The following is a 21,000-nucleotide window of genomic DNA, read 5'->3' on the forward strand; positions in this document are numbered from 1 at the left end:
ACCTCCGCCGCCAAGGTGGCGATGGCCGACGTGCTGGTCAACCGCCCGTGGGTGACTTCGGTCCACTCTCCTGCGCTTCGCTGTCCACGAGTGTCCGGGTCTGCACGCTGTATCCCTCCGGCGCGGTGGGGGTGAAGGCGTCGTTGGGCAGCGGCGTCTTCAGGTCCACCTTCGACAGCACCGTCTCCCCCTGCTTCGCGTCCCCCAGCCAACGCGTCAGCTTCCTGGGCACGCACAGGCCCAGGTCCGTGTCGCAGTGCTCCTCCTCCATCCGCACCTCCGCCCGGGTGCCGTCCGGCGCGCGCGTCTTCTTGGCCAGGAAGTCCAGCGAGGGCCAGCGCAGCACGTACGTCACCTCCACGCCGCCGCCCGCCTCGCCCTCCAGCGCCATGGTCAGCTCCACGGCCTCCTTCGCCTGGGGCAGGCTCGCGGTGCGCTTCGCCTTCGCGCTGCGCAGCAGCAGCGGCGCGCGGAAGCCGTCCGGCACGAAGGGGGTGAAGATTTCGGTGAGGAACGCGGACAGCTTCTCCGCGGAGACCTGGGACGTGAAGGTGGTGAACTGCTTCGTCGCCTCCACCTGCTCGTACAGGTGCTTGCCGTCCCACCACACCTGCCGGGCCTGGGGCGCGGACACGGTGCCGCGCATCTTCTGGGGCGCGCGGTACGCGAAGGTGAAGCCCGCGGAGGCGGTGTCCCCTTCGGTCTGGGTGCCCTCCAACTGGTAGGCCGTCAGCTTCGCGTCGCGCGCGGCCAGCTTCTCTCGCACCTGGGCCATCAGCTCCGCGTCGTTCGCGCCTCCGGACGAGGACGAACGGCACGCGAGGAGGCCCACGAGGGGCACGAGGAGGAGGGCGCGCATGGGAAGGCTCGGGGGCTGGAAATGGAAAAGGCCCCGCTGTTCCCAGGGGGCCTTCGGACTGCCTCGGTGAGGAGGCAGCTTGGACTACTTCACCGCCACGCCGGTCGCGGAGGAGCTGGTGATGCCGATGATGGTGCCGAACAGGGCGAAGATGCCGTGACGGGGCGTGGTGGACGCGGACTTCAGGTCCACCTTGGAGGCGCCCATGGCCTTCGCCTCGGTGATGAGGAGCTTGTTCACCACGGTGTCCAGGTCGCTCTGAACGATGTCGATGATGTGGAAGATCGCGGTCAGGCCCAGCGAGCTGCCCTGGATGACGGCCACGGCCTCGCCGTTGGCGGCGATCTCGGAGCCGGAGACGATGGCGGACTCGACGCTGGTGCAGCCCACGAGGGAAGCGGCGGCGACGGCGGACAGGATGAACTTCTTCATGGTTATCTCCCCAACAGACAATGGCTTGGATGGTGGCGGAGCGGCCCGGACGGGCACTCCGCCGTTCAGTAAGACATCAAGCGGCCGGGTTCGTAGCAGAAGACATTTTCAAGTCAAGGACCCGGGGCGGGTTATTCCGAGTTCTGTTGGACACTTCATCCGCCGGGTGGCGCGGAACCGGTCGCCCCTCTCGCGGACGTGAGGCATCTTCGCGCATGCACCCGGTTTCCGTTCCACGTCCCGCCCCGGCCCGCGTCTGGCTGCACCTGTTGCTCTTCGTGGTGACGCTGGGGACGACGTTCCTCGCGTACCTGCTGCTCTTCGGCCGCTCGTTCCCGTTCAGTGGGGGCGGGCTGCTCGCGGAGGACCGGACCCAGGCGCTGTTCTTCAGCGGGTCGCTGCTGGCCATCCTGGGCTCGCACGAGATGGGGCACTACGTGCTCGCGCGGTGGCACAAGGTGGACACGTCGCTGCCGTACTTCATCCCACTGCCGGTGCCGGGGAGCCTGGGCACGCTGGGCGCGGTCATCCGGCTGCGCGGGCGCATCCCCACGCGCAACGCGCTGGTGGACATTGGCGCCGCGGGGCCGCTGGCGGGCCTGGTGGTGGCGCTGCCGCTGCTCTACTGGGGGCTGTTGCACTCCACGGTGGTGGACTCGCCGCCGGTGCCGTCCGCGTTCCCCGGCGAGTCGTCGCTGTGGGTGCTGGGGCAGGACCTGCTGCGTTGGGTGATGGAGAAGCTGACGCAGGCGCCGCCCGCGATGGAGCCCCTCTACACGAGCCACCAGACGCACTTTGGCGACAACCTCCTCATGAAGGCGCTGACGTGGCTGGCGCTGGGCCCGCTGCCGGAGGGCAAGGACGTGGTGGTGCACCCGGTGGTGATGGCGGCGTGGTTCGGCCTGCTGGTGACGCTGCTCAATCTGCTGCCGGTGGGGCAGTTGGACGGCGGGCACCTGACGTTCGCGGTGCTGGGGCCTCGGGCCCGACTGGTGGGCCAGGGCGTGGCGGTGGTGCTGCTCTTCCTTACTGTCTTCGTCACCGCGTCATGGGGCCTGTGGCTGGTGGTGGCGAGCAAGGTCGTGGGCTTCGGCCACCCGGAGGTGTTGCGGCCGGAGGAGCCCCTGAGCGCTTCGCGCAAGGTCATCTGCGCGCTGTGCCTGTTGGCGCTGGTAGGGTGTGCGATGCCCATCCCGCTGCGAGAGGTGTGGTCATGAAGTACCAGTGCGAAAGCTGCGACCGACTGGTCAAGGTGGAGACCTACGTCCTAGAGGAGCATGCGCTGGCCGTGGCGTGCCCGGCGTGCGGCGCGTGGACGCATGCGGCGCCTTCCCTCTCCAAGCCGGCATCCCCTCGGCCCGCGCCCACTCCAGCGCATGACGGCGTGGAGGACCTCGCGGTGGCGGCGCCCTACGCGGCCCCTCCGCCATCACCGCTCGCTCGGCCCAGCGTCACCGCGCTGCGGGTGGTGCGCCAGGATGCTCTCGCCACGGCCCCGCTCGTGCTGGACGGAGGCCCCTTCCAGGCGCCGCCGGGCCACTGCCCCAAGTGCGTGGCGCCCATTCGCGACGACGCCGGGTCCTGCTCCGCGTGCGGACTGGTCTACGCCAACTTCATCCCGGACGAGCACCAGCCCTCTGAAACCCTGGCCCAGGAGTGGCGCGAGCTGCTGGAGACCTGGCACGACTGGGACGCGCACGACCGCCTGCTGGCCCAGACGATGATGCGGGGCGAGATGGCCATGGTGGGCCGGCTGTACCGCGTGCGGCTCGCCCAGGCTCCGAACGACGCGCAGGCGCTGCGCGGGCGGGATGAAGTGGTCCGCCGGGTGACGACCGCGACGCAGCTCCTCTCAGACGGACCGTCACCCGCGCTGGGGCGCAAGGTGAAGAACGCGGTGATGGGCACCGTGCTGGCGGTGTCCCTGCTGCTGCTGCTGGTGCTCTTCCACATGATGCGCGACTCCTTGTAGGCGGCGGGCCCGGCGGAGCGCTGGCAGGCCCGCTTCCCGGGCGGGCGGGAGAAGAGGCTTCACGGCCGCGTCAGGGAACGCGCGGGGGGCGCCGGGCGCTGTTATCCTGCGGGGCCGCCTTTCCGCCCTCCTGCCCCCGAACCGCCGCATGTCCGCGCCCGCGACCCGTCCTCTCTCTGTCGACAGCCTGCTGGGGCCTGGTGGCGCGCTGGAAGAGGCGTTGCCCGCGTACGAGCACCGCCCGGAGCAGCTCCAGATGGCGCGCGCGGTGGAGCGGGCCTTCTCCGAAGGCAGCTACCTGCTGGCGGAGGCCGGCACCGGCACGGGCAAGACGTTGGCGTACCTGGTGCCCGCGCTCCTGGCGGGGCGCAAGGTGGTGGTGTCCACGGCCACGAAGACACTGCAGGACCAGGTGTTCTTCAAGGACCTGCCGCTGCTCAGCGAGAAGCTGGGCCTGCGCTTCGAGGCGGCGTACCTCAAGGGGCGCGGCAACTACCTGTGCCTGCACCGCTACGAGTCCTTCGAAAAGGACCCACAGTTCGTCTCGCGCGAAGAGGCGAAGCAGTGGCCGCTGCTCAAGAAGTGGGTGACGCAGACGGAGACGGGGGACCGGGCGGAGCTGGATTTGCCGGAGTCCTTCGCGGCGTGGTCGCGACTGTCCACCACGTCGGAGACGTGCCTGGGCTCGCGCTGCTCGCAGTACGACACGTGCTTCGTCACGCGGATGCGCAAGCGCGCGGAGGCCGCGGACCTGCTGGTGGTGAACCACCACCTGTTCTTCGCGGACCTGGCGCTGCGCAGCTCCGGCAAGCGCACGGAAGGGGTGCTGCCCTTCTACGACGCGGTCGTCTTCGACGAGGCGCACGCGCTGGAGGACGCGGCCAGCGGCCACTTCGGGTGCAGCGTGTCCAACTACCGCCTGGAGGAGTTGTCGCGCGACGCGGTGGCGGCCCTGCAGGCGAAGGATGAGCGCCACGCGACGCTCTCCGCGCTGGCCCAGCGGGTGCGCTCGCACGCGGACGCGCTGTTCCTCCAGGCGCCGCGCGCGCTGGGGATGTCCAGCCAGGAGTCCACCGTGGCCTTGCGCCCGGAGACGATGGGCAAGCTGTCCGGCGCGCTGGAGCAGGTGCGGGAAGGCCTGGCCGCGCTGGCGTCCTTCGCGGGCAGCGAGCGTGAACCGGAGCTGGCCGCCATCCACCGCCGCGCGGAGGAGATGGCGGAGCAGCTCAGCTTCCTGGAGAAGTCCGAGTCCGCGGACCACGTGTACTGGGCGGAGGCGCGCGGCAAGGGCCTGTTCCTGCGCGCGAGCCCCATCGACGTGGCGAAGGAGCTGCGCGACCGGCTCTACGGCGCGCTGGACACGGTGGTGTTCACCTCGGCGACGCTCGCGGCGGACAGCCGGTTCGACTTCTTCGCCAAGCGCATGGGCATGTACGACGACGAGGGCCAGCCCGTGACTCGCGTGCGCACGCTGGCGGTGCCCAGCCCGTTCGACTTCCCGCGCCAGTCCGCGCTGTACCTGCCCACGCACCTGCCGGACCCCAGCGCTCCGGGCTTCATCGAGGCGGCGGCGGAAGAAATCATCCAGCTGTGCGAAGTGACGGGCGGGCGCGCGTTCGTGCTCTTCACGTCGCTGCGCAACATGGTGCGCGCGTACGAGCTGACGGCGACGCGGCTGCCCTATCAGGCGCTGCTCCAGGGCGAGCGGCCCAAGCAGCAGCTGCTGGACGCGTTCCGTCAGACGCCCAGCGTGCTCTTCGCCGCGCACAGCTTCTGGGAGGGCGTGGACGTGCCCGGGGATGCGCTGAGCCTGGTCATCATCGACCGGCTTCCTTTCGCATCGCCCGGCGACCCGCTGGTGGCCGCGCGCATCCGTCAGATTCAGGCGCGCGGTGAAGAACCGTTCGACCAGTACCAGCTGCCGCAGGCGGCGCTGGCGCTGCGCCAGGGCTTCGGGCGGCTCATCCGCACGCAGGCGGACCGGGGCATTGTCGCGATGCTGGACCGCCGCATCGTGACCAAGGGCTACGGCCGCGTGTTCCTCTCCAGCCTGCCGCCCGCGAAGCGGATGGAGGACACGACGGAGCTGAGCCGCTGGTTCAACGGCCCGGTGCGCCCGGTGCCGCCCGTGCGCTCGATTCGCTGAACACGTCGCGCAGGCGCAGACCCACTCGTGCCTGGAAGGGCGGGGCCAGCGTGTCCACGCCCGCGCGGCCCGCGAGGTACTGGCGGTCGAAGAGGTTCTCCACCGCGCCGAAGGCATCCACCTTCCAGAACAGGTGGCGGCTCACGAACAGGTCCACCACCGCCGCGCCACCCATGCCGCGCGTGTTGAGGTCGTCCTCGTACTGCGGGCCGAACACGCGCAGCTGCGCGGTGACGGAGACGATGCGCGGGTCATCGAAGGTGACCGCGAGCGAGCCGCGATGCCTGGGGTCCTGCGGAAGCTGGCGACCCACGAGGTCGGGCTGTCCGGGGGCGCGCGTGACGACGGGGTCCACGAAGGTATAGGCGGCGAGCGCGGTCCACTGCCGCGACACGCGCCAGTCCGCGCCCAGCTCCACGCCGCGCACGCGGGCCCGGCCCAGGTTCTGTCGCTGGCGGGTGGCGCCGTCCGGCAGGGGCGTGGCGAGGGTGACGTTGGTGACGGGCGCGTCCAGCACGTTCCAGAAGCCGGTGACGCGGCCGGTGAGCCCGTGCGGGCCGGTGGCCTCCACGCCCGCCTCGGTGCCCCAGAGGTGCTCGGCGCCCAGGTCCGGGTTCGCGGCGGTGAGGACGGTGCCCACCTGGAAGGGGCGGTAGAGCTCGTTGAGCGTGGGGGCGCGGAAGGCGCGGTACGCGGAGGCGCGCAGCGTAAGCCACTCCAACGGGCGCACGCGCGCGGCCAGGCGGGGGCTGAGCTGGCGCGCGGTGCGGGGCTCGAAGGCGGTGGCGGTGGTGGTGCCGTTCGCGAAGCTCTCCAACTGGTTGCCGTCGAAGTTGCGCCACGTGTCCCAGCGCAGCGTGCCGGCGAACTCCAGCGCGGGGGACACGGTGTAGAGGTCCTGCACGAAGACGCCGCCGGACAGCTGCGTGCCTCGCGTGTTGCGCGCGTAGAGCGTCGTGGCGGTGTAGCTGGCGGGGAAGAGCACCTCGTCGGCCCTGCCGTGGGAGCGGCGCACGTCCACGCCCGCGGCGAGCACGTGGGTTCCGCCCAGCGTCAGCTCTGGACCGGTCCAGACGAGCGAGCCGCCCTGGTCGTCCGCGGGCACGTCCTGGAGGGCGGAGCGGATCTCGAAGTTGCGGTCCGGGGCGACGCGCGCGCGGTCCTGGGCGAAGTGCTGGGTACGGCCATAGAGGCCCAGCTCGAAGGCGCCGGCGGCGTCCGTGCGGAGGCGGGCGTTCGCGGCGAACCACATGAGGTCCACGCTGGCGACGGTGTACTGGGTGCCACCGTTCTGCGTCTCGCGGAACACGCCCGCGCGGGCGGAGAGGGACAGATGGTCGGTGGCCGCCGCTTCGACGCGAGCCTGGGCGCTGACGTGGTTGGACGGCGTGTCTCCGTCGATGCGGCCGCGCTGTCCTTCGGGGACGATGCGGTAGCCGTTGCTGGTGAGGCCCTCGACCTCCAAGGATGCGCCCACGCGGCCCCAGCGGTCCGCGATGCGAGCGGCGGCGAAGCCGGTGCCCAGGTTGCCGGCGGACAGGTCGACGTCGAGCACCGGGCCGGTGATGGGCCGGGAGAACAGCTGCACCACGCCACCCAGCGCGGCGCTGCCATAGAGCGCGGAGCCGCCGGTGGGGACGACCTCGACGCGGTCCAGGCCCAGGCGGGGCAGGGCGCGCCAGAAGACCCAGCCTCCGTAGGGGTCGTTGAAGGGAAGCCCGTCCAGCAGCACCAGCCCACGCGCCACGCCGGAGGGCGCGAGCCCTCGCAGGTTGAGCCCCTGCGCGGTGGGGTCCGCGACGAGCGACGGCGTGCGGCGGAACGTGGCCGCGGACGGCAGCGTGCGGATGAGCGCGTCCTGCGTGAGCGTGGGGCTGCGTTCCATCTCCTCGCGGGGAATCACCACCGTGGTGGCGGGCACGTCGCGCAGCGGCCGCGGCAGGCGCGTGGCGGTGACGACGGTGCGGGTGTCGCGAGGAGGCTCGGGCTGCGGCTCGGGCTCGGCGGGGGCCACAAGCGTCGCGGCCTCCGGTTCGGGGACCGTGTCCGCGTCCACCGTCTGCGCGGTAGCCATGCCGGGCAGCAGCAATGCCAGTCCAAGGCGGCAGGGGAGCGACAGTCGGGAAAAGGCGCGAGGTCCAGGCATCGGGCCCGCTCTACTGGATGTCGTGCTCCCGGGCGAGCAATGGCGGGCTCCAGAAACACGAACGGCGGTGAAGCGCCCCAAGGGCCACTCCACCGCCGCCGCTCACGGCTGGAAGGCCATGGGGAACTACGCCGCGGCCACGCCACCGCCGGAGGCGGCCGGGCCCTGGTACTGCGCGTCGCCGAAGCCGAGGATGGCGTAGAAGACCGGGCCGAGCAGCGCCAGGCCGATGCCGAAGCCCGTGCCCTTTCCGAAGGACTTCGCCATGTCGATGCTGATGATGAACAGCGCGATGAAGTTCACGCACGGCAGCAGCGCCAGCACCACCCACCACGCCGGACGGCCGACGATCTGGGTCAGCACATAGATGTTGTAGAACGGAACGATGGCCGCCCACCCGGGCTGACCGGCCTTGGCGAACGTCTTCCACATGCCCGCGACAATCACGCCGATGAAGGCCAGGTAGAAGATCCAGAACAGCGGGCCCGGGCCCGCCGACTGCTGCTCCTGCATCTGCTGCATCATCTCAAGCTGCTGCTGATCCATGACTTCCCCCTCGGAAGTGTGTGGCCCGGCCCATGGGACGGGTCCAAGTTCACTCCCGAACAAAGGCGAAGTCGGGGGGAGAAAGCAAATTCCTTCCCCCGCCCGGGGTAGGACGGCTCAGGCCTTCAGCGTCTCCGGCACCTGCCAGTCCGGCTTCAGCCGCTGGATGACCTTCACGAAATTCTCTTTGTCCTGGGCTTTCTCCAGGGCGGCCTCGGGGAGGATGACGTCGTCCTTCACCAGCCGCTCCAGGTGCATGTCCAGGGTCTGCATGCCCTGGTTCTGGCCAGCCTGCATCTTGGAGGCGATCTGGAACACCTTGCCCTCGCGAATCATGGCGGCGATGGCGGCGCTGCCCACCAGGATTTCGAGCGCGGCGACGCGGCCCTTGCCGTCCGCGGTCTTGATGAGCTGCTGGGCGACGATGCCGGCCAGCGACTCCGCGAGCATGCCGCGCACCTGACCCTGCTCGTCCGCGGGGAACGAGTTGATGATGCGGTCGATGGTGGCGGGGGCGCTGTTGGTGTGCACCGTGGCGAAGACGAGCACGCCGAAGCTGGCCAGCTGGAGCGCCAGCTTCATCGTCTCGTTGGTGCGGAGCTCACCGATGAGGATGACGTTGGGGTCTTCACGGCCGGCGGAGCGGATGGCGGTGGCGAAGCTGGAGGCGTGCGGGCCCACCTCGCGGTGGGTGACCTGGGATTTGAGCGACTCGTGCACGAACTCCACCGGGTCCTCCACGGTGAGCACGTGCGCCGGGCGCGTCTTGTTGATGTGGTTGATCATCCCGGCGAGCGTCGTGGACTTGCCCGAGCCCGTGGGGCCCGTCACCAGCACCAGCCCGCTGCGGCGGTCCGCCATCTTGCGCACCACCTCCGGCGTCTTCAGGTCCTCCAGCGACAGCACCTTGCTGGGGATGGTGCGGAACACGGCGCCAATGCCGGTCATCCGGTAGAAGTAGTTGGCGCGGAAGCGGGCCTTGGTGCCGTAGCCGTAGGCGAAGTCCAGGTCCAGCTCCTCCGTGATCTGCCGCTTCTGTTCGGGCGAGCAGATTTCGAAGAGCAACGACTCCAGCTCGTCGGTGGTGAGGGCTTCTTCGCGCAGGGCCATGAGCTCGCCGCGGATGCGGCCCAGGGGCGGGTAGCCCACGCCCAGGTGCAGGTCGCTGCCCTTCTTGTCGAGCAGGACGTCGAACCAGGCGGCGATGCGAGGGGTGTCCGTCATGTCAGGCGCCCTTCTTGCCAAGCAGTGAGCCCACCTTGGACAGCATCCGCGCGCCCTCCTGGGCGGTGGCGGGCGGGGGCACGGTGGGAGCGGCGCCGGGCCGCTTGCCCGTCACCATGGCTTCGATTTCGTCCGGGTTCTCCGCAAAGCCCTTCACCGTCTCCAGCGTCGCCTTGCCGGAGCGGGCCAGGTCCGCGAGCGAGTCCTCGAAGCGGATGATGCCCAGCGACTTGCCGCGCTGCTGGAGGGAGGGGATCTGGTACGTCTTGTTGTCGCGGATGAGGTTGCCCAGGGCCACGGAGCCGGTGAGCACCTCGGCGGCGGCGACCAGGGACTTGCCGTCCGTGCCAGGCATCAGCCGCTGGCTGACGACGAGGCGCAGGCCGCTGGAGAGCGACAGCCGCACCTGCTGCTGGTCCGCCGGCGGGAAGAGGTCGATGAGCCGGTCGATGGTCTTCGCCGCGCTGGGCGTGTTCATGGTGCTGATGAGCAGGTGGCCCGTTTCGCTGGCGGCGAGCGCCATGCGCACGGTCTCCGTGTCGCGCAGCTCGCCCACGACGATGACGTCCGGGTCCTCGCGGAGGCTGCCCTTGAGGGCGCTGGCGAAGGTCCGGGTGCTGGTACCCACCTCGCGCTGGCTGATGAGGGCGCGCTTGCGCGGGTGCACGTACTCCACCGGATCCTCCACGGTGAGCACGTGGTGCGTCGTTTCACGGTTGATGATGTCCACCAGCGCCGCGAGCGTGCTCGTCTTGCCGTGGCCGGACGGGCCAGTGAGCACGATGAGGCCCTGGTGGTGGTGCGTGGCCTTGGCGATGTCCGCGGGCAGGCCCAGCGACTCCAGGGTGGGGATTTCGCGGGGGATGACGCGGAAGGTGCCCTTGAGGCCCGTGCGCTGGCGGCACACGTTGACGCGGAAGCGGCCGGTTTCCTCGGAGTCCAGCGCGAAGTCCACGCTGCCGTCCTTCTCCAGCACGTGGCGCAGCCGCTCCGGGATGATGGGGAGCAGCAGCCGCTCCACCGTCTCCGGCGACAGCGGCGTGTCCTGCGGGAGCAGCTCCCCGGCCAGGCGCAGCAGCGGAGGCCGTCCGGCCACCAGGTGCAGGTCGCTGGCGCTCATGCTGCGCGCCTGCTCCAGCAGCACGGTCAGGTCGCGGCCCGGAGCGGAGGTCGCGCGCGAAATGGGGATGACCCGTGCGGGGGGATTCGCGCTGGCGGTGGAGTGGGACGCAGCGCCTGCATGGGCCGCAGCGCCCGAATGAGCCGCAGCGCCTGGATGGGCCGCAGCGCCTGCATGGGCCGCTGCACCCGTGTGGGCAGGCGCACTCGCGTATCCGCCCGCGCCCGCGTGTGAAGGAGCGCCCGCGTGAGGGGCCGCGCTGACAGGAACTCCGCGCGTGGCGGCTCCCGCACCCATGCCACCAGGCTGCGTGGCCCGAGCGGCTGCGTCCACGGGCGCGGAGACCGCGGGCACTCCCGCGTAGGGCGTGCGCGTGGGCGCCGCCTGGGCGGACACGGCCGGCATTCCCGCGTAGGGCGTCCGCGTGGGCGCGGCAGGCGCCGCCGGAGCCGCTGCAGTTGCCGGAGCCGCCGCGGTCGCTGGAGCCGCGGCAGCCGCCGCGCCTTCCGCGCTTCGCGTGAGGCGCACGTTCATCAGCTCGCCCCGGCGCACCGCGGCGATGTTGAGGGAACCCAGGCCGGTGGCGTTCACCGTCCATTGCACCGGCGTCTCCGACACAGAGGACGCGCGCGCCATGCCCACCATCGCCTGGAGGGCCTTCACGAGATCATCGGTGGAGAGGGCGCCTGGATCGACGGGCTCGTAGCCGTTGGCGCCGCGCACCATCGGAGGACGGCCACTGGCCAGAGCCAGCTCGGTGATTCCAGGACGCGAGAGATGACGCAGCAGTTCCGCGAGCGGTTTCATTCAGGGGGAAGCCCCACCGCTGCCGTGCGTCAGGCCCGGCGGGGTGGAAACTCCCGAAAGAATAGTCGACCGCCGCGCTCCAGGTCACCCCGGGGGCATGCCCCAAACGCACGACGGGAGCGGCCGTTCGAGGGCCCCTCCCGTCGGGTCCAACCCATTGCTGGGGTAACGCGGACTACAGCTCGCGCGACATCAGGAGCCGCAGCTTGCCGGACTTCTTGGAGACCACCGTGGCCACCGTGGTGAAGCCCGCCTTGCGGTAGAAGCCGACCGCGGGCGCGTTCGCAGGGTCCACGCGCAGGGCGATGGTCTTGCGGTACATGTCGCGCGCCGCGTCCAGCGCCTTGTCCAGCAGCATGGCGCCCAGGCCGTGGCGCCGCAGCTCCGGCTTCACCACGATGTTGCGCAGGTAGGCCGCGCCCGGCACCGGACCGTCGCGCTCCACCGTCACGTAGCCCACCACCTGGCTCTGGAGCCGCGCCACGTGGATGAAGGGCTTCAGCTGGGTGAGGGCCTTGAGGCTCTCCTCCTGCGACTCACCCCGCCCCTTCCAAGGCTCGGAGTTGGCGCGCAGGGCCGACACCGTCGTCAGGTCCTCGTCGGTGGGCGGACCGAATTTGACCCCGGTCACCATTTCGTTGGGGAGCGTCGCTCCGTCCAGCACCGGCGTGGGGGCCGCCACCTCGACGCCAGGGTCCACCTGCTTCATCGTCATCGCCTTGCTCCTCCGTCGCGTCCGCGATCCTAACCGGTCCCCCCGTACCCATGCACGCGATCATTCCGCGCGCATTGTTCTGTTTTCCGTGTGGGGAGACGTCCTCCTCCCAGGCGGGGAGCCGGAACTTGTCGAAACGCCGCCTACGGGCGCGTCATTCCGGGAAGACGCGTCCTGCTCCGCCGTCTGGACTGCGAGCGGCCTTCCGCGCGGAGCGTGAGGCCATTATAAAACCCCTGTCCGGGTCCCCCTCGGTCCGAGTTTAAGCCCCTTGCAACTCAACCACGCCCAGCGCGAGCTGACGCTCAAGATCGTCTATTACGGCCCCGGGTTGAGCGGGAAGACGACGAACTTGCGCAAGCTGCACGCGCGGGCGCGGCCGGACGTGCGAGGGCGCCTCCTGTCGGTGGATACCCACGACGACCGGACGCTCTTCTTCGATCTGCTGCCTGTCTTCTTCTCCACCTCCACGGGCTTCAAGGTGAAGGTGAAGCTCTTCACCGTGCCCGGTCAGGTCATCCACAACGCCACGCGGCGGGTGGTGCTCCAGGGCGCGGACGCGGTGGTGTTCATCGCGGACAGCCGGCGCGGGGCGGCCCAGGAGAACAACGCCTACTGGCGCAACCTGCAGGAGAACCTGCGGGAGATGGAGCTGGACCCCACGCAGGTGCCGGTGGTCATCCAGTTCAACAAGCGCGACCTGCCCGACAGCCTCACGGACGAGGAGCTGGCGGAGGTGCAGCGCCGGGGCAGCCAGCCGGTGGTGGGCTCCGTGGCCGTGCGAGGCGAGGGCGTGGTGGAGACCTTCCACGCCGTGGTGCAGACGGCTTGGCGCGCGCTGGAGGGCCGGGCGCAGCTGTCGCGCAACGTGGGCTTGAGCGAGGAAGAGTTCCTGGGGCAGATCTTCCGTCACATCGACCTGAGCGGTACGGCGCTGGAGGGGCGGTACGGCCCTGGCGCCATTCCTGGCGGCAGGGAGAGCGGGAGGGCGCCATGAACGGCGCGGCAGGCGGAGGATCCCGGAATACCGCGAGCGCGCCCCGGCGTGAGTCCGCGCTCCAGCGGCGGCTGTCGCTCGGGGACCTGCTGGACCTGCCGTCCTTCACGGAGGTGGTGAAGGGCTTCAGCGACCTGTACCGCGTGGGCATCAAGGTGCTGGACACGCGCGGCAACAAGCTGGCGGACGTGAAGGTGGGCCACGGTGACTTCTGCGCCTACGTCTTCTCCTTCCCGGACGGCCGCCACGCGTGCACCGCCATGGTGGGTCGGGTGAAGGACGGCCCCGTGCTGCCGGAGTCCGGCGGGCGCGTGGCGGACGGAGACGTCTCCGAGGCTGCGGGCCTCATCGCGCTCACCTGCTTCACCGGCCTGCGCTACGTGGTGATGCCGGTGCGCTGGGACGGCGACCTGCTGGGCCGGGTCATCCTGGGGCCCTTCACGCCGGAGGAGCTGACGGACTTCCCGGAGACGCTCACCAGCATCCATGGCCTGGACCTGGAGCGCGCGCAGGAACTGCTGGGCCGCGTGCGCCGAGTGCCGGAGCGCACCGCCGCGCAGGTGCTGGGCCACTTCGGTCAGGTGCTGGGCGCGCTCGTCGCCAGCGGGCAGAAGGCGTACCTGGCCACGCACCTGCATCTGGAGTCCACGCTGGAGGTGCACCGCGAGCTGGAGGCGCAGAACGCGCGGCTGCTCCAGGCGAACGCGCGGCTGAAGGAGCTGGACCGGCTGAAGTCCACCTTCCTGGGCACGGTGAGCCACGAGCTGCGCACGCCGCTCGCGTCCATCCTGGGCTACTCGGAGATGATGGCGGAGGGGCTGGCGGGGCCGCTCAACCCGGAGCAGCTCCAGTACGTGCGCACCATCGTGGAGAAGGGCGAGACGCTCCTCTCGATGATCTCCTCGCTGCTGGACCTGAGCCAGATTGAAGCCGGGCGTCTGCGCCTGTCCATGGCGCCGGTGGATCCGGGCTACGTCATCCAGACGGCGGTCTCCAGCGTGCTGCCGCAGGCGCAGCGCAAGGGTCTGGAGCTGGAGGTGCGGCTGCCGCACACGCCGCAGCCCCGGCTGGCGGGGGACTTGGACAAGCTGCGTCAGGTGGTGGTGAACCTGCTGGCCAACGCGGTGAAGTTCACGCCCGCGGGCGGCCGGGTGAAGGTGACGCTGTCGGACGCGGCGATGCAGCAGGAGCTGGGCGTGCCCGGCTACCGCATCAGCGTGGAGGACACCGGCGTGGGCATCCGCGCCGAGGAGTTCGAGCGCATCTTCCAGAGCTTCTACCAGGTGGACGGCAGCTCCACGCGCGAGTTCGGCGGCGCGGGGCTGGGCCTGGCCATCGTGAAGAGCCTGGTGGAGGGCCACGGCGGCCGGGTGCGCGTGGAGAGCGAGTTCGGCCACGGCTCGCGCTTCATCGTCCAGCTGCCGCTGCACCCGCCCATGCAGGAGCGCGGATTGACTGCCGCGCCTCCCATGCCGGAGCCGGACCGCTTCTAAAGGCAGACAGCAGGATGCCGCGGCGCGCCAGCCACGGAGCCGGCGCATGGCTGGATTTACGTCCAGAATTGATAGTTTATACGGCTTAAGCTTGATTTCGACTTAAAGCTGCATAATCTGCTTTCCGTGGTTCCCCCAACCCCCTGACATGGAGTTGCCCATGAAGACGTTCTCGATCCGCGCGTTCGGCGTGGCTGCGTTCGCTATTGCCGGTCTGCTGGCGGGCTGTGGTGGCGCGCCGGAGGACATGGAGGCGCAGCCGCAGGATGGCACGCAGGTGAACGCGCCCGCCCAGGAGGAGAACAACGACCGCCCGGTGCACGCGAAGTACTACCGCTGGGTGTGCAACGCGAACACCGTGGGCCTGCGCACCTCGCCGGGCGGCGCCGTGTACGCGCAGATCAACTACGGCGAGGGCGTGGAGGTGTACAGCCGCGACGGCAACTGGATGTACGTGCAGCGCCTGTCCACCGGCCAGTGGGGCTGGACGGACGCGACCTACTTCTGCGTCTGAGCCCGCTTCGCTAGTCCGCGTGGGGCTGTTCGGAGGCGTGGGGCTTGAACAGCTCCGCGCCTCCGGCGTCCGCCGGAAGGAACGTGGGCAGCCGCGTCTGCACGAACGCGCCCACGAGCCCCAGCAGCATCACCACGCCCAGCGCGCGGCCCAGCCGCAGCGTGAGCGACCGCTGCTCCGACACGCGCGCCACGAGGATGAAGTTGATGGCGGCGCTGGCGAGCGACGCGATGATGGCGCCCACTCCGGCCGTCGTGGGGGAGATGGTGCCGTTGGCGCACAGCGACGCGGCGGACGCCACCGCGGACGCGCTGGACACCAGTCCGCCCACGGCGCTCACCGCGTAGAAGCCCCAGCGGCCCAGCAGCGTCTGGCCCACGGTGCCCACCACCTGGAGCGCCAGGAAGATGAGGCCGAACTTCAGCGCGGACGGCAGTGAGAAGGGCGACTTCAGGGGCAGGGCGGGAGGCTCGGCGCCGGGCGTGGCCTCCGCGCGCGAGCGCACCAACGCCAGGCCCGTGCTGGACAGGAGGATGAGGACCAGCGGGATGGCGGAGTCCACCAGCGCGCGGAAGGAGAGCAGCCCCAGCAGCACGGCGTTGCGCAGCGCCATGGCGGCGGTGGCCAGCATCACGCCCCGGTAGGCCACGTCGAGCAGGCGTCCGGACGTCTCGCGCACGCGGTTGGCCAGCTCCGCCACGGTGACGGTGCTGTTGACGAGCCCGCCCAGGAACCCCGTCACCTCCACGCCGTGCGTGCCGAACACCTTCCACAGCATGTAGTTCACGAAGCCGATGGCCGCGATGAGGATGACGGTCACCCACGCGGCGCGCGGCTCGATGAGGCCCCACGGGTCCACCGGCTGCGAGGGCAGCACCGGGTAGATGGCGAACGCGAGGATGGCCAGCAGGATGGCGCTGCGCAGCTCCTCGGCGGTGATTTTGTGGCTGAAGGTGGCCATCCGCTCCTTCCAAGCGAGCAGGCCCGCCGTCGTCACTCCCACCGCCGCGGGAGTCACCGTATGGCCCAGGCCGCACAGCACGCCGGTGAAGCCCGTGACGAGCAGCGCGGCGGACGTGGTCAGCTCCGCGCCGCCGTTGGCGCGCAGGGACTGCCAGTTGAGGAAGCACAGCAGCACGCCCAGCAGCGCGAGGCTGAGCAGCGCGAAGTTCGGGCCCAGGAGGCCGCCCATGCCACCCAGCAGCGCCGCGAAGCCGAACGTGCGCAGGCCGGCCTCCTTGCCACGCCACTCGCGCTCCAGCCCGACGAACAGACCCACCGCGAGCGCGAGCGTCAGCCGCATCAACGTCTGCAGCGGTGGCCAGGCGACGACAGGGGGAAGACCTTCGATCATGCGAAAACCTCTCTCGGACCGTCATGCTCGCGTGTCGGGCCGACGTCAACGCCGCACCCCGTCACGCGAAAGGGCCCCGCGTCAGGTGAGGGCGCGAGGGCCTTCAGGGGCGGGGCCGCCGCTGACGACGTGCAGCCGCTCCCAGCCCTGGCGCGCCAGGAGCTGATGCAGCCTCGGACGCAGTGCCGCCTGGAGCGCCTTTGCTCCGGCCTCGTCCTTCAACGACAGCGCGGGAAGTGACCAGCGCTCGCGCACGCGCGCGTCCATGCCCGGGGCATGGCCCGCGACGTCGATGAGGACGTAGTGCGACGCGGGCACGTTCCGGTCGCGCAGGGTCGCGGCGCGCAGGTTCGCTTCCCGCATCAGCGTCTCCACCGCGGGCGGTGGCCCGTCATCCAGGCCCGAGCCCGGCGGCGGCGACACCACCGCTCGCGCCCGGTCCGGGTGGGCCAGCGAGTTGAAGAGGGCCGCGGCCAGGTGCGCCGGCCCTGCTTCCGCGCACTCGAAGACGACGGTCTCCACTGCCGCCGTGGGGGCGGGCTTCGGCGTGCCGCCCAGCAGCCACCGGAAGAGGAACACCGCCAGCGCCGCGCCCAACAGCTGGGCCGCGACGAAGGACTCCACCTCCCACGGACTCATCACGCCCACGTGGGCGCTGGCCGCGCGCGCCAGCACCAGCGCCGGGTTCGCCAGCGAGCGCGAGTCCGTGAACCACACCGTCGCCGCCACGTACCCCGCGATGGCCAACGGCGTCGCGGACGGACGCGTGCGCACGCAGCCGCGCACCACCACCAGCAGCCCGAACGTGGCCACCATCTCCGTGAGGAACCGCGCCCCGTCCGCCGCGGGCATCCTCGCGGTGAGCAGCAGCGGCTCATTGCACATGCGGTGCGCCACGAGCCTGCCCACCAGGCTGCCGGACAGCTGCGCCAGCGCGTACAGCGGCACCTCGCGCCAGGGCGTGCGGTCCCCCAGCGCGTCCGCGAAGGTGAGCGCCGGATTCAAATGCGCCCCCGACAGCGGCCGCAGCACCCACAAGAGGCACGCCAGCACCGCGCCGCAGGACAGGGACATGAAGAGGCGTCCCTCGGTGGCGCTCGCGCCCAGGTGCTCCGCGACGTGGTGCGACCCCTCCAGCGCCACCACCACCAGCCCGCAGCCCAGCGCTTCCGTCACCAGCCGGCGGCGCAAATCCATGGGTGTGGCGGAAGAGGGCACTCCCTGTCCTATGCCTGGGTGGTCCGACACCGTCAACGCCACGTGCCTCCATCCCGCTCGCCCGTTCGCGGGTCGTCATTGCGTCCCCCGGCGCGAGCGTGGTCTTCAGTGCCGCCATGCCCGGCGAGTTCGACCTCATCCAACGCTTCCTCGCCTGCTTCCCGCGTGCGCGGGTGCCGGTGGGCCCGGGGGACGACTGCGCCGTGCTCGCCCCGTCCAAGGGCGCGCTGTGCGTCACCACCGACGCCGTGGTGGAGGACGTGCACTTCACCCGCGCGACGTTCTCCGCCGCGGACATCGGCCACAAGGCGCTCGCGGTGAACCTGTCGGACCTGGCCGCCATGGGCGCCACGCCGCGCTGGTTCGTCTGCGCGCTCGCGCTGCCCCGGGACTTCCCCGCCCGCGAAGTGTCCGCGCTGGGCCGGGGCATGGCCGCGCTCGCGAAGGCCCACCGCATCATGCTCGTGGGCGGCAACTTCACCTCCGCGCGCGAGGTGTCCGTCACCCTCACCGTCACCGGGGAGCTGTCCCACGCGCCCATCACCCGCTCGGGCGCCCGGCCCGGCGACCTCCTCTATGTCTCCGGAACGCTGGGCGACGCGCGCCTGGGACTCCAGCACCTCCAGTCCGGCGTCCGGCGGGGCGCGGCGGTGAAGCGCCAGCGCCGCCCCGAGCCCCGCATCGCCCTGGGGAAGCTGGCCGCGCGCTTCGCCTCCGCCGGGATGGACGTGTCGGATGGACTGGCGCAGGACCTGGGCCACCTGTGCGCCGCGTCCCGGGTGGGCGTGGAACTGGAGCTGGACCGGTTGCCCCTGTCGCCCGCCGTGCGCGCGGCGCTGGGGCCGGAGGGTGCCCTGCGGGGAGGGGAGGACTACGAACTGCTACTCACCGTCCCACCTTCGCGCATGCAGGCGTTCGAGCGTGCGTGCGCCCGCGCCGGGCAAAACGTGACGCGCATGGGAGTGCTCACCCAGGAGCAGACGTTGCGAATTCGAGACGCGGGGGGGCACCTTCTGACCCCTCCAGCGGGATTCGATCACTTCGCCCGGTCAAGCAGGCAGATCCGGCCGGATGATTGACCCGTACCAGACAGCAAGGCTAAACCCCTGGGCTGTTTTCCGCCCCTCCCGCTGAAAGCACCCCGTGCGCCGCCCCCTTCGCGACGACCCCTCCTCTGGCCTCACCCCCCGACGCGAGCCGGTGCAGCGACTGCTGCGCGCCGTCGATGGCCCCAAGGCGGTTCGCGAGCAGTCCCTGCACCGGAAGATCACCACCGGCTACATCCTGCTGGGCCTGCTGCTGGGCACGTGGCTGCTCTGCACGGAGAGCCTCTTCGACGCGTCCTGGGGCAGCTGGAGCTTCATCATCCGGGTGGGCGTGGGCGTGCTCATCACCTTCGGCGGCGCCGCGTTCCTGCCGTCGCTGCTGGCGCGCGTCACCCGCGTGAAGGTGCTCAGCCGCTCCGCCTTCGAGATTTCGCAGGGCGACCTGTCCAAGCCCGTGGCCGCGGAGGTGCACAGCACCCGCGACGAAATTGACGAGCTGACGGGCGCCATCTCCCGCATGCAGGAGAACCTGCGCGAGCTGGTGGGCAAGATTCAAGACACCGCCAAGAGCGTGGCGGACACCGCCATCGACCTTCAGCGCAGCGCGGAGAACGTCAACGGGTCCACGGAGGAAGTGGGCTCGTCGATGGAGAAGATCGCCAGCGGCGCGGAGACCCAGTCGCAGCTGGTGTCGCAGGCCTCCAAGGTCATCACGGAGATGGCCGGCAGCATCCAGCGCACGGCGGCCAGCGCCCTGGACGCGGCCCGCACGTCCGCGGAGACCAGCAGCAGCGCGGAGGACGGCTCCAAGGCGGCGCGGCTCGCGGGCGACAAGGTGAAGAAGGTCTTCAACCGCATCGAGTCCGCCAGCCAGCAGGTGTTCGCCTTCGGCGAGAAGACGCAGGAGATTTCCAAAATCGTCGACGCCATCACCCAGGTGGCGCAGCAGACGAACCTCCTGGCCCTCAACGCCACCATCGAAGCGGCGCGCGCGGGCGAGTACGGCCGTGGCTTCGCGGTGGTGGCGGATGAAGTGCGCAAGCTGGCGGAGAGCGCCGGCCGCTCCGCGGAGCAGATTTCCCGTCTGGCGCGCGACATCTCCGGCCAGTCCACCTCCGTCGTGAGCGCCATGAAGGAAGGCATCGCGGAGCTGGCCGAGGGCCGTGAGGACCTCACCGACATCATGCGCTCCATGGGGGCCATCACCGACACCGCCCGCAAGGGCGCGGAGAAGGTGACGCTCATCTCCGACAGCACCCGCGACCAGATGAAGGGCAGCGAGGAGATGGTGAAGGCCATCGAGGAGATCAAGCTCGTGGCGAAGAACAACGCCAGCTCCACGGAGGCCATCCAGGCCGTCATCCAGGAGCAGACGGCCGCGGTGTCGCGGATGACGTCGCTGGCGAGCGAGCTGACCAACCTCTCCGTGGAGCTGCAGAGCGTGGTGCGCAGCTTCCGCCTGGGGCCCTGAGCCCCCCGTCCCCCGCCTGTCGCCGCCTTGCGGCACAAGGGCCTTCACCGTGCGGCACGTCATCTTCCGGGTCGAGAAGGAACGCTACGGGTTGCCCTTGTCGGCCGTCCGGGAGGTCGTGGTCCCCCCGGAGCGCTACACACGTGTACCGCGGGCCCCGGCCGCCATCACCGGGGTGATGAACCTGCGGGGCCGGGTGGTGACGGTGGTGGAGCTCCGCCAACTGCTCCACCTGCCAGAAGGTCCCACGCCCCTGTGCCGTGTCGTGCTACTGGACCGGGGTCGCAGGGATTTGGGCCTCCTTGTGACGGACGTGGACGGCATCGAAGCGGTGGAGCGCGTCAGCGCCGCGCCGGGCAAGGTCATGCCCGCGGTTCGCGGCGTTGCCCGCCTGGGCGGTCTGGGAGTGACCGTGCTGGATCCGGAAGGACTTGATGCGGCGGTCGTTGCCTTGTTCACTCCCTCCAAGTGAGTAGCCCCCCGGAAACGGCCGGTGATAGGGTGCGCTCCCTCTAGGCCTGAAACGGAGGCGGAGTTCTTCACATGGCTAAGCGGGTGCTGGTCGTCGACGACGCCATCTTCATGCGCAACATGATCAAGGACATCTTTGCGTCTGGAGGGTTCGAGGTCGTCGGTGAGGCGGCCAACGGCCTGGAGGCCGTGGAGAAGTTCAAGGAGTTGAAGCCGGACCTCACGACGATGGACATCGTGATGCCCTTCAAGAGCGGCATTGAAGCCACGCGGGAAATCATCAAGGCCGACAGCAGCGCGGTCGTCATCATGTGCTCGGCGCTCGGACAGGAGAGCCTGGTGATGGAGGCCATCGAGGCGGGTGCCTCGGACTTCATCGTCAAGCCGTTCCGGGCGGAGGACGTGCTGGCGGTCGTGAAGAAGGTGCTGGGCGAGGCCTGAATCGGCGCGCAAGGGACCGCTCCCGCCC

19 protein-coding genes are annotated in these 21,000 nt (G+C 70.5%); 10 read left to right on the forward strand and 9 right to left on the reverse strand.

The window, feature by feature from the left end; genetic code table 11:
- Window positions 1-37 precede the first annotated feature (37 nt).
- The gene (locus tag D7Y04_RS36765; protein ID WP_120597381.1) at window positions 38-859 is read right to left on the reverse strand and encodes a hypothetical protein; all 822 of its coding nucleotides are present in this window, start codon (window positions 857-859) and stop codon (window positions 38-40) included.
- Window positions 860-943: 84 nt separating this feature from the next.
- Window positions 944-1,291, reverse strand: coding sequence for a hypothetical protein (locus tag D7Y04_RS36770; protein WP_120579094.1), 348 nt, complete (start codon window positions 1,289-1,291; stop codon window positions 944-946).
- Between the two features lie 215 nt (window positions 1,292-1,506).
- Between D7Y04_RS36770 and D7Y04_RS36775 the strand changes: the two genes are divergently transcribed.
- From D7Y04_RS36775 to D7Y04_RS36785, 3 genes are all read left to right on the forward strand, one after another.
- A complete protein-coding gene (locus tag D7Y04_RS36775; protein ID WP_121762354.1) occupies window positions 1,507-2,508 on the forward strand; it encodes a site-2 protease family protein in 1,002 nt (333 codons plus the stop codon).
- A complete protein-coding gene (locus tag D7Y04_RS36780) occupies window positions 2,505-3,263 on the forward strand; it encodes a hypothetical protein (RefSeq protein ID WP_121762355.1) in 759 nt (252 codons plus the stop codon). The genes D7Y04_RS36775 and D7Y04_RS36780 overlap by 4 nt, the downstream gene beginning before the upstream one ends.
- Window positions 3,264-3,411: 148 nt before the next feature.
- Window positions 3,412-5,409: an ATP-dependent DNA helicase gene (locus D7Y04_RS36785; RefSeq protein ID WP_120597378.1), complete on the forward strand. Its 1,998-nt coding sequence runs from the start codon at window positions 3,412-3,414 to the stop codon at window positions 5,407-5,409.
- Here the strand turns inward: D7Y04_RS36785 and D7Y04_RS36790 are convergent.
- The 5 genes from D7Y04_RS36790 to D7Y04_RS36810 all read right to left on the reverse strand — a co-directional run bounded on the left by D7Y04_RS36790 (window position 5,363) and on the right by D7Y04_RS36810 (window position 11,967).
- Window positions 5,363-7,555, reverse strand: coding sequence for a TonB-dependent receptor (locus tag D7Y04_RS36790; protein WP_121762356.1), 2,193 nt, complete (start codon window positions 7,553-7,555; stop codon window positions 5,363-5,365). The genes D7Y04_RS36785 and D7Y04_RS36790 overlap by 47 nt on opposite strands.
- 126 nt (window positions 7,556-7,681) lie before the next feature.
- Window positions 7,682-8,101: a DUF5684 domain-containing protein gene (locus tag D7Y04_RS36795; RefSeq protein ID WP_120597376.1), complete on the reverse strand. Its 420-nt coding sequence runs from the start codon at window positions 8,099-8,101 to the stop codon at window positions 7,682-7,684.
- 117 nt (window positions 8,102-8,218) lie between these two features.
- The gene (locus D7Y04_RS36800) at window positions 8,219-9,325 is read right to left on the reverse strand and encodes a type IV pilus twitching motility protein PilT (RefSeq protein WP_121762357.1); all 1,107 of its coding nucleotides are present in this window, start codon (window positions 9,323-9,325) and stop codon (window positions 8,219-8,221) included.
- A gap of 1 nt (window position 9,326) precedes the next feature.
- On the reverse strand, window positions 9,327-11,252 hold the full coding sequence (locus tag D7Y04_RS36805) for a type IV pilus twitching motility protein PilT (RefSeq protein ID WP_233601747.1): 1,926 nt from the start codon (window positions 11,250-11,252) through the stop codon (window positions 9,327-9,329).
- Between the two features lie 175 nt (window positions 11,253-11,427).
- Entirely contained in the window at window positions 11,428-11,967 is a 540-nt protein-coding gene (locus D7Y04_RS36810) for an N-acetyltransferase (protein ID WP_120579087.1), read from the reverse strand.
- 271 nt (window positions 11,968-12,238) lie between these two features.
- Here D7Y04_RS36810 and D7Y04_RS36815 point away from each other — a divergent pair, with 271 nt between their 5' ends.
- From D7Y04_RS36815 to D7Y04_RS36825, 3 genes are all read left to right on the forward strand, one after another.
- On the forward strand, window positions 12,239-12,964 hold the full coding sequence (locus D7Y04_RS36815) for an ATP/GTP-binding protein (protein ID WP_120579086.1): 726 nt from the start codon (window positions 12,239-12,241) through the stop codon (window positions 12,962-12,964).
- Window positions 12,961-14,457 carry an ATP-binding protein gene (locus tag D7Y04_RS36820; protein WP_121762358.1) on the forward strand — a complete coding sequence of 499 codons (1,497 nt, stop codon included), beginning with the start codon at window positions 12,961-12,963 and terminating at the stop codon, window positions 14,455-14,457. The genes D7Y04_RS36815 and D7Y04_RS36820 overlap by 4 nt, the downstream gene beginning before the upstream one ends.
- 160 nt (window positions 14,458-14,617) lie before the next feature.
- Window positions 14,618-14,971, forward strand: coding sequence for an SH3 domain-containing protein (locus tag D7Y04_RS36825; protein ID WP_121762359.1), 354 nt, complete (start codon window positions 14,618-14,620; stop codon window positions 14,969-14,971).
- A gap of 10 nt (window positions 14,972-14,981) precedes the next feature.
- On the opposite strand, the gene D7Y04_RS36830 is transcribed toward D7Y04_RS36825, so the two are convergent.
- Both D7Y04_RS36830 and D7Y04_RS36835 read right to left on the reverse strand, forming a co-directional pair.
- Window positions 14,982-16,325 (reverse strand): MgtC/SapB family protein, encoded by a 1,344-nt coding sequence (locus D7Y04_RS36830; RefSeq protein ID WP_121762360.1) that lies wholly within the window; start codon window positions 16,323-16,325, stop codon window positions 14,982-14,984.
- An 81-nt stretch (window positions 16,326-16,406) separates the two neighbouring features.
- Complete coding sequence (locus tag D7Y04_RS36835) at window positions 16,407-17,543, reverse strand: aquaporin (protein WP_368666433.1); 1,137 nt, start codon at window positions 17,541-17,543, stop codon at window positions 16,407-16,409.
- A gap of 116 nt (window positions 17,544-17,659) precedes the next feature.
- Here D7Y04_RS36835 and thiL point away from each other — a divergent pair, with 116 nt between their 5' ends.
- From thiL to D7Y04_RS36855, 4 genes are all read left to right on the forward strand, one after another.
- Window positions 17,660-18,622 (forward strand): thiamine-phosphate kinase, encoded by a 963-nt coding sequence (thiL, locus tag D7Y04_RS36840; RefSeq protein ID WP_121762362.1) that lies wholly within the window; start codon window positions 17,660-17,662, stop codon window positions 18,620-18,622.
- Window positions 18,623-18,686: 64 nt separating this feature from the next.
- The gene (locus D7Y04_RS36845; protein WP_121762363.1) at window positions 18,687-20,060 is read left to right on the forward strand and encodes a methyl-accepting chemotaxis protein; all 1,374 of its coding nucleotides are present in this window, start codon (window positions 18,687-18,689) and stop codon (window positions 20,058-20,060) included.
- Window positions 20,061-20,109: 49 nt separating this feature from the next.
- On the forward strand, window positions 20,110-20,532 hold the full coding sequence (locus tag D7Y04_RS36850) for a chemotaxis protein CheW (protein ID WP_014400068.1): 423 nt from the start codon (window positions 20,110-20,112) through the stop codon (window positions 20,530-20,532).
- Window positions 20,533-20,603: 71 nt separating this feature from the next.
- A complete protein-coding gene (locus D7Y04_RS36855; protein WP_014400067.1) occupies window positions 20,604-20,972 on the forward strand; it encodes a response regulator in 369 nt (122 codons plus the stop codon).
- Window positions 20,973-21,000: the final 28 nt, after the last annotated feature.

Origin of the sequence: Corallococcus sp. AB038B (genome assembly GCF_003668955.1) — a bacterium.
Lineage (GTDB): Bacteria > Myxococcota > Myxococcia > Myxococcales > Myxococcaceae > Corallococcus > Corallococcus exiguus.

Excerpts from the sequence above, each read along its gene's own strand:
- thiL (WP_121762362.1), top strand. The coding sequence starts at position 17,660 with ATGCCCGGCGAGTTCGACCTCATCCAACGCTTCCTCGCCTGCTTCCCG.
- D7Y04_RS36775 (WP_121762354.1), top strand. The coding sequence starts at position 1,507 with ATGCACCCGGTTTCCGTTCCACGTCCCGCCCCGGCCCGCGTCTGGCTG.
- D7Y04_RS36800 (WP_121762357.1), bottom strand. The coding sequence starts at position 9,325 with ATGACGGACACCCCTCGCATCGCCGCCTGGTTCGACGTCCTGCTCGAC.
- D7Y04_RS36785 (WP_120597378.1), top strand. The coding sequence starts at position 3,412 with ATGTCCGCGCCCGCGACCCGTCCTCTCTCTGTCGACAGCCTGCTGGGG.
- D7Y04_RS36810 (WP_120579087.1), bottom strand. The coding sequence starts at position 11,967 with ATGACGATGAAGCAGGTGGACCCTGGCGTCGAGGTGGCGGCCCCCACG.
- D7Y04_RS36790 (WP_121762356.1), bottom strand. The coding sequence starts at position 7,555 with ATGCCTGGACCTCGCGCCTTTTCCCGACTGTCGCTCCCCTGCCGCCTT.
- D7Y04_RS36765 (WP_120597381.1), bottom strand. The coding sequence starts at position 859 with ATGCGCGCCCTCCTCCTCGTGCCCCTCGTGGGCCTCCTCGCGTGCCGT.
- D7Y04_RS36805 (WP_233601747.1), bottom strand. The coding sequence starts at position 11,252 with ATGAAACCGCTCGCGGAACTGCTGCGTCATCTCTCGCGTCCTGGAATC.
- D7Y04_RS36855 (WP_014400067.1), top strand. The coding sequence starts at position 20,604 with ATGGCTAAGCGGGTGCTGGTCGTCGACGACGCCATCTTCATGCGCAAC.
- D7Y04_RS36825 (WP_121762359.1), top strand. The coding sequence starts at position 14,618 with ATGAAGACGTTCTCGATCCGCGCGTTCGGCGTGGCTGCGTTCGCTATT.
- D7Y04_RS36830 (WP_121762360.1), bottom strand. The coding sequence starts at position 16,325 with ATGATCGAAGGTCTTCCCCCTGTCGTCGCCTGGCCACCGCTGCAGACG.
- D7Y04_RS36770 (WP_120579094.1), bottom strand. The coding sequence starts at position 1,291 with ATGAAGAAGTTCATCCTGTCCGCCGTCGCCGCCGCTTCCCTCGTGGGC.
- D7Y04_RS36820 (WP_121762358.1), top strand. The coding sequence starts at position 12,961 with ATGAACGGCGCGGCAGGCGGAGGATCCCGGAATACCGCGAGCGCGCCC.
- D7Y04_RS36795 (WP_120597376.1), bottom strand. The coding sequence starts at position 8,101 with ATGGATCAGCAGCAGCTTGAGATGATGCAGCAGATGCAGGAGCAGCAG.
- D7Y04_RS36780 (WP_121762355.1), top strand. The coding sequence starts at position 2,505 with ATGAAGTACCAGTGCGAAAGCTGCGACCGACTGGTCAAGGTGGAGACC.